At 38.9% G+C, this 6438-nt stretch carries 6 protein-coding genes and 1 pseudogene; 5 read left to right on the top strand and 2 right to left on the bottom strand.

Annotation, left to right across the window (positions count from 1 at the left end):
- The 4 genes and pseudogenes from DB41_RS03180 to gatB form a co-directional block, all read left to right on the top strand.
- Positions 1-474, top strand: a pseudogene (locus tag DB41_RS03180) (transposase family protein); the annotation flags it as partial.
- A gap of 328 nt (positions 475-802) precedes the next feature.
- Positions 803-1102 carry an Asp-tRNA(Asn)/Glu-tRNA(Gln) amidotransferase subunit GatC gene (gene gatC, locus DB41_RS03175; protein ID WP_039384189.1) on the top strand — a complete coding sequence of 100 codons (300 nt, stop codon included), beginning with the start codon at positions 803-805 and terminating at the stop codon, positions 1100-1102.
- 17 nt (positions 1103-1119) lie between these two features.
- Positions 1120-2577, top strand: a complete 1458-nt coding sequence (gatA, locus tag DB41_RS03170) for an Asp-tRNA(Asn)/Glu-tRNA(Gln) amidotransferase subunit GatA (RefSeq protein WP_202965104.1) — start codon at positions 1120-1122, stop codon at positions 2575-2577.
- Between the two features lie 10 nt (positions 2578-2587).
- Positions 2588-4048, top strand: coding sequence for an Asp-tRNA(Asn)/Glu-tRNA(Gln) amidotransferase subunit GatB (gene gatB / locus DB41_RS03165; protein ID WP_039384185.1), 1461 nt, complete (start codon positions 2588-2590; stop codon positions 4046-4048).
- A 411-nt stretch (positions 4049-4459) separates the two neighbouring features.
- Here the strand turns inward: gatB and DB41_RS03160 are convergent, their stop codons facing one another.
- Entirely contained in the window at positions 4460-4864 is a 405-nt protein-coding gene (locus DB41_RS03160; RefSeq protein WP_039384183.1) for a hypothetical protein, read from the bottom strand.
- A gap of 120 nt (positions 4865-4984) precedes the next feature.
- Between DB41_RS03160 and DB41_RS03155 the strand changes: the two genes are divergently transcribed.
- Positions 4985-5491, top strand: coding sequence for a SycD/LcrH family type III secretion system chaperone (locus DB41_RS03155; RefSeq protein WP_039384180.1), 507 nt, complete (start codon positions 4985-4987; stop codon positions 5489-5491).
- A gap of 42 nt (positions 5492-5533) precedes the next feature.
- On the opposite strand, the gene xerD is transcribed toward DB41_RS03155, so the two are convergent.
- Complete coding sequence (gene xerD / locus DB41_RS03150) at positions 5534-6436, bottom strand: site-specific tyrosine recombinase XerD (RefSeq protein ID WP_052243843.1); 903 nt, start codon at positions 6434-6436, stop codon at positions 5534-5536.
- Positions 6437-6438: the final 2 nt, after the last annotated feature.

The raw sequence follows: 6438 nt of genomic DNA, 5'->3' as shown, positions 1-6438 counted from the left end.
ATAATTGATGCTACAGAAACGCCTGTTGAGCGCCCTAAAAAAACAAAAGCGCTATTATTCAGGGAAAAAGAAAAAACATACCCTAAAGACCCAAGTTGTAGTCGATAAGAAAAGTAAAAAAGTAATTTGTACTTCATTTGGCAACGGCAAAAAGCATGATTTTAGGCTGTTCAAAGAATCTCAGGTTAAAATCAATCCACAAATAAGAGTGTTAACCGATTCAGGATATCAAGGATTAACAAAGCTGCATGCCCAAACCCAAGACCTAAGAAAAAAAGTAAGAAGAAGCCTTTAACTCAAGAGGATAAAAGAACAAACCAAAGTTTATCCAGAGAAAGAGTTGCCAATGAAAACGTGATTGGCCTCCTTAAGCGATTTAAAATTATAGCCGATCGCTGCAGAAATAGACGTAAAAGATTTGCACTTCGCTTCAACTTGATTGCAGCAATCTATAACTGGGAATTAAATACGTGAGTTTCGAAAGAGGTCTATTATAGAATATAATGATTGAATAAGGTTTTAAAAAGATGTCTCTAAGCCCCATTTCGATAAAATGAGAGCCCACCCTTAGAAAAACTCAAAATTTACGCAAGGATATTCACTTGCTATTTGAAGGAGCAAATGAAAAAAGCTTGGCGACTTTGATACTGCTCTGCGCTAAAGCATGAAAAAAAACCAGAGGGATGGGAAAACGTAATTAGGATTTATTTGGAATGATCGCTCACCTGCAAATTTTTTAGCTTCTGTTGCATAATAAGCAGACTCTCATTATTATAAAGCGATTCATTTCAGGAGCTATAAAATGGCACATATTGACAAAGATACTATTCAGAACTTAATGGCTTTAAGTCGCATCGAGTGCACTGAAGAACAAAAAGAAGTGCTGCTTAACAATTTAAAAAAAATCATTGGCTACTTTGAGCAATTAAATGAAATCAATACCGATGATGTGCCACCTTGTGATCATGTTCTTGCTGATATGTACAATGTGATGAGAGAAGATGTGCCTGGGCCTACCCTGCCCCGTGAAAAGTTTTTATCTAATGCTCCTGCGCACATTGGAGGAATGATAAAAGTTCCTACCGTCATTAAGCAAAACTGATTATCTGAAGGAAAGACATGATACATACACTGACCGCATGTGAAATTAAAGATAAGTTTTTAAAAGGAGATCTTACCGCGCTAGCTGTTACAGAAGCTTTTTTAAAGCGTATCGATCAATATGACAACCAGATTGGAGCTTTTCTTACAGTATTTAAAGAGCGTGCGATTGAAAAAGCTAAGCAATTGGATAAGAAGAAAGCTTTAGGGGAAAAATTAGGAAAGCTTGCGGCTGTTCCCATAGCTATCAAGGATAATATTCATATTAAAGAAGAAATTTCTACCTGCGCCTCTAAATTCCTCGTTAACTATCGCGCTCCCTTTGATGCTACGGTGGTTCGCCTCTTGGAAGAAGAAGATGCGATTCTTTTAGGCAAAACTAACATGGATGAATTTGCGATGGGTTCTTCCAATGAAAGCTCTGCTCTACAAAAAACTTATAACCCTTGGAACTTAAAATGCACTCCTGGTGGCTCTTCAGGTGGATCTGCTGCTGCTGTTGCTGGACGCTTATGTCCCCTTGCGCTAGGTAGCGATACAGGAGGATCTATCCGTTTGCCCGCTTCCTTTTGTGGAGTCGTGGGCTTTAAACCTACCTACGGAAGAGTTTCTCGCTATGGATTAGTCGCTTATGCTTCTTCCCTGGATCAAATAGGCCCTTTTGCTACCAATACGCGAGATGCCGCTTTAGTGATGGAAGTGATTGGAAAGCACTGTGAAAAAGATTCTACCAGCTTACCCGCTGGAGCGGACGATTACCTTACGAAGATGAATAGTGACATTAAAGGAAAAAAGATTGGAGTGCCTTGGCATTTTTTAGACACTCTTGCTGCCGAGCCTAAAGAAGTCTTTAACAATTCTTTAGAAGTTCTAAAAAGCTTAGGAGCTGAAATAGTAGAAATAGATTTAAGTATTTTAAAGTATTCTTTACCTGTCTATTACATCTTGGCTACAGCCGAAGCTTCTACCAATTTAGCACGCTTTGATGGAGTGCGCTATGGCCACCGTTCGAGTCGCGCTCAAACCTTAGAGGAAATCTATGATTTTTCAAAAAGTGAGGGCTTTGGAGAAGAAGTGAAGCAAAGAATTCTTTTAGGCACCTTCGTACTTTCCTCTGGTTATCAACAGGCCTACTATAAAAAAGCACAAAAAATTCGCACTTTAATTATACAAAGCTATCAAGAAGCTTTCAAAAGATGTGACTTGGTGGCTAGCCCCGTTAGCCCTTTTGCGGCATTTGAAATAGGGTCGATTAAAGATCCTATACAAATGTATCTAGAAGACATCTACACGATAGGCATTAACTTAGCAGGCCTTCCTGCCATCAGCATTCCTGCCGGTTTTTCTACTGAGGGAAAACCTATGGGCTTGCAGTTAATAGGCCCTCAAAAAGATGAGGTAGGTGTTTTCCAAGTTTCCCACGCTTTTGAAAAGGCTACCGCCTATCATATGCACATGCCTGAACTAGTGAAATAGGAGAAATTCAATGACGCAGCATATTAACTGGGAAGCCGTAATTGGTCTTGAAATACATGCCGAACTTAACACCAAAACTAAGCTGTTTAGTGTAGCTCCCAATCATTTTGGCGATGAACCTAACACAAACATTACAGAAGTCTGCACAGGCCAGCCAGGAGCTCTACCCGTGCTTAATAAGGAAGCCGTTAGAAAAGCCGTGCAATTTGGATGTGCCATCAATTCTACTATCGCTAAATTTAGCAAGTTTGATCGCAAATCCTACTTTTATCCTGATAGCCCTCGCAATTTTCAGATCACGCAATTTGAGCAGCCTATTGTATTGGGAGGAACCGTTGTCGCCGAAGTTAATGGAATAGAAAAAACTTTTGCTGTCAACCGGGTACACTTAGAAGACGATGCAGGCATGCTTAAACATTTTACCAATTTCGCTGGTGTGGATTATAATCGCGCGGGTGTTCCTTTGATTGAAATTGTTTCTGAACCCTGCATTCATTCGGCCGATGAAGCTGTAGCTTATGCATCAGCTATAAAAGCCATTCTACAATATATTGATGTTTCGGATTGCAACATGGAAGAGGGCTCGTTACGCGTGGATGCGAATATTTCCGTGCGCCTGAAAGGAGAAACTGGGCTTCGTAATAAGATTGAAATCAAAAACATGAACTCTTTCAGCAATATGCATGTAGCTATTGAATGCGAAATTAAACGCCAAATTTCTGCCTACATGAAGCACCCTAACACCCCTTACCACCAAATTATTCAGCAGTCCACTTATCGATGGGATCCGGAAAAAAAAGAGACGGTCATTATGCGCCGCAAAGAGCGAGCCGATGACTATCGCTATTTTCCTGAACCCGATCTTGTGCCTATTGTTCTGACCGATAGCTATATCGAGGAAGTACGCCAGTCATTACCGGAATTGCCTTTACAAAGAGAAAGGCGCTATGTAGCTGAGCTGGGTCTTTCTCCTCATCACGCCTTTGTTTTAACGCAAGATAAGCCGATAGCTGACTACTTTGAGGAAGCTCTTAAAAGCTGCTCAAATGCACGCAACCTTTGTAATTGGATCATTGTAGAATTTGCAGGAAGACTTAAAGATTCGGGGAAAAATCTTTTAACTCTTGGTATTCCTCCCATTCAGCTAGCCAAGTTAGTAAACATGATTGACAAAGGAACGATCACTGGAAGAATAGCTAAAACTGTGGCTGATCAAATGGTGGCTCAGCCCCAAATGGATTGTGAAAAAATCGTAGCTGATAATCCTGATTTTAAACCGGTGAGCGATCAAGGGGAAATTGCAGCTATTGTAGATAGAGTGTTAGCGCAAAACCCCCAATCTATTGCTGATTTTAAAGCAGGTAGAGAAAAAGCATTTGCTTTTTTAGTAGGCCAAGTGATGAAAGAGACTAGAGGTAAAGCGGCACCCACGGTAGTAAACGAGATGCTCAAGCAGCGTATAAATTCCTAGATAATCAGCTAATAGGCTTGTCAAAAACTTCTATTTTCTGGCTTTATTCTTTTAAATTTATTTTTAAATGTTTAAGGGAGAAAAGCTTAAAAACTAGGCACTCTTTTTATAGAGCTTGTAGGTGAGAAAATTAAATAAAAATGCTCGAAAAATTATAAGCTCTACTTAAGATGTAGGTATTCACTTAAAATCCATTCAAACAAACTCTTCCTTTTTCGTTGGAGTTCAAGCCCACTAAGGAAATAAGTAATAGACAACCTCTTCGCTCGTTTTAATTATTTCCAGCATTAAAAAAATGTGTGCAAAAATTTTTATCTTGTAGCAATCTTTTTTCTAAAGCTACTCCAATTAAAAGGCAGTGGATAAAAAGAAAAGCAGGACTCTTAGAATCCCCCTTTAAGCTTTAAACATTTAAGCTTTATAAAGCATTTTTTCATCAGCTTTTTTAGAAAGATAGCTTCCTAATGAAGCTTGCCAAATGACTGCAGCAGTAGCAAGAAAGACAGGCAGCACTAACATGCCTATCCCCCAACAGCCGATAATTACAGGCACGGAATAAGCGGATAGAAATACTTTAATCCTGTTTACAGCCTTTTCTATCGATTTACTAAAAGCTATCCCTATTACTAATGAAATAAAGCACATTCCAGGATTGGTAGCAAAAAGAGCTATGGTTAATAAGCTAATAAACACAACGTTAGCCACTTCTTTCACTTTGGAAAAAGTCTGAGAAGCTTTCTCTCGCCATGCAGGATTAACGGGCAGATGAATAGATCCTCTATCACTCTTCAAGTCGACAGATACTAACGTCGTCATATAAACCTCTTTTTTATTGAGGAAGTATTATGCTAAATCAGAAGATAAGAAACAAGCGTGAAATGTTTTATTGACAAAGTGAAGAAGAAATTCATAATATCGGCCCCAACGGGGTTAAAAATGGAAAGCGACGACATTGGTGAATTTAAAATAACTAAAAAAGTTAAAATGAAGCTTAAAAATAAAAAGCTTCTTAAAAAGCAACTTGCCCAAGGTAAAACTGCTCAGCAAATTTTAGAATTTAGCGATGAAACCATGGTTAAATTCTATGGCGCTGCCTATCGCCTATTCGACCACCGCCGCTATGTGGAAGCTGCTCAAGCTTTCTTATTCCTAGTCACTCTTAATCCTTATAACCATGAGTATTGGGTAGGGCTAGGGATGTGCTCACAACTCAATAAAGATTACGAAGCTGCTATCGATGCTTACGAAATGGCAGCTATATGCCGTATTGATAACCCGGTCCCCTATTTTTATCTAGCTAAATGCCTCTTTGCTCTGCATGATAGAGAGAGTGCCCTGCAAGCACTAGATTTGGCAATAGAATATGCCTCCAACCATCCTGAATTTTTAGAACTTCAGCATCATGCCGAAAATGCTAAACGGCTTTTACTTAAAGATATATAAATATTATTTTTTTATATATTCTCTTACGCTTTTAATATTTAATTAAGCCCGAGGGTGAAATTCATCAAAGCTTTTTTGTAAGCGAGACTTGCTTATCTGCGTGTATCTATCCGTACTACTGATACTTGCATGCCCAAGCATTTCTTGGATAACGCGTAAGTCAGCACCATTTTCTAATAGATGAGTGGCAAATGAATGTCGAAGAGAATGAGGGGATATATTTTTAAGGATACCTGCCTTCTTCATATATGTTTTGATCATCCTCCATACACTCACCCGATCGATAGGTTTTCCTCGACTAGAAACAAATAATTCTTTAGATTTTTCGCTCTCTGCTAATGAGCGATAATGATGAAGGTAATGATCGACAGCTTGGATAGCTTTAAATCCTATAGGAACTAAACGTTCTTTCTTTCCTTTACCCATCACCCGCACATACTCATCATCCACATCATAAATCTTCAAGCTACAAACTTCAGAGACCCGCAGTCCGCACGCATACATAATTTCTAGCATAGCTTTATCTCGTGAGCCTTGTAAAGTCTCTATATCGGGAGCTTCTAATAATCTTTCAATTTCTTCGTAGGAAAGCACTGTAGGGATAAGCTGCCAAGCTTTAGGCGTAGCAAAATATAAGGAGAAATTGGTTGGCAAATTTCCTTCTCTTTTTAAAAATCGACATAATACTTTAATAGCGATGAGATTGCGTACAATACTTGAACTGGCATATCCTGCAGCTTGTAGAGAGGCCACAAAATCCATCAAATGTTCTTCATCGACCTGTTGTATAGCAGTCAAGCCTTTTTTTCTTATAAAAGCAAAGAATGCAGCTATATCTCGCTGATAAGCTTCTATAGTATTTACAGCTAACCCTTTTTCCGATCCTATGTAGCTTAGAAAATCTTCAAAAATAGTATCCAAGAGACTAAAAGAGGATTTTTGCATGG

Origin of the sequence: Neochlamydia sp. TUME1 (assembly GCF_000813645.1) — a bacterium.
In the GTDB taxonomy this organism is placed as follows: Bacteria; Chlamydiota; Chlamydiia; order Chlamydiales; family Parachlamydiaceae; genus Neochlamydia.
The sequence above is the reverse complement of the archived record's forward strand: the minus strand, read 5'-3'. Positions and strand labels throughout refer to the sequence as shown.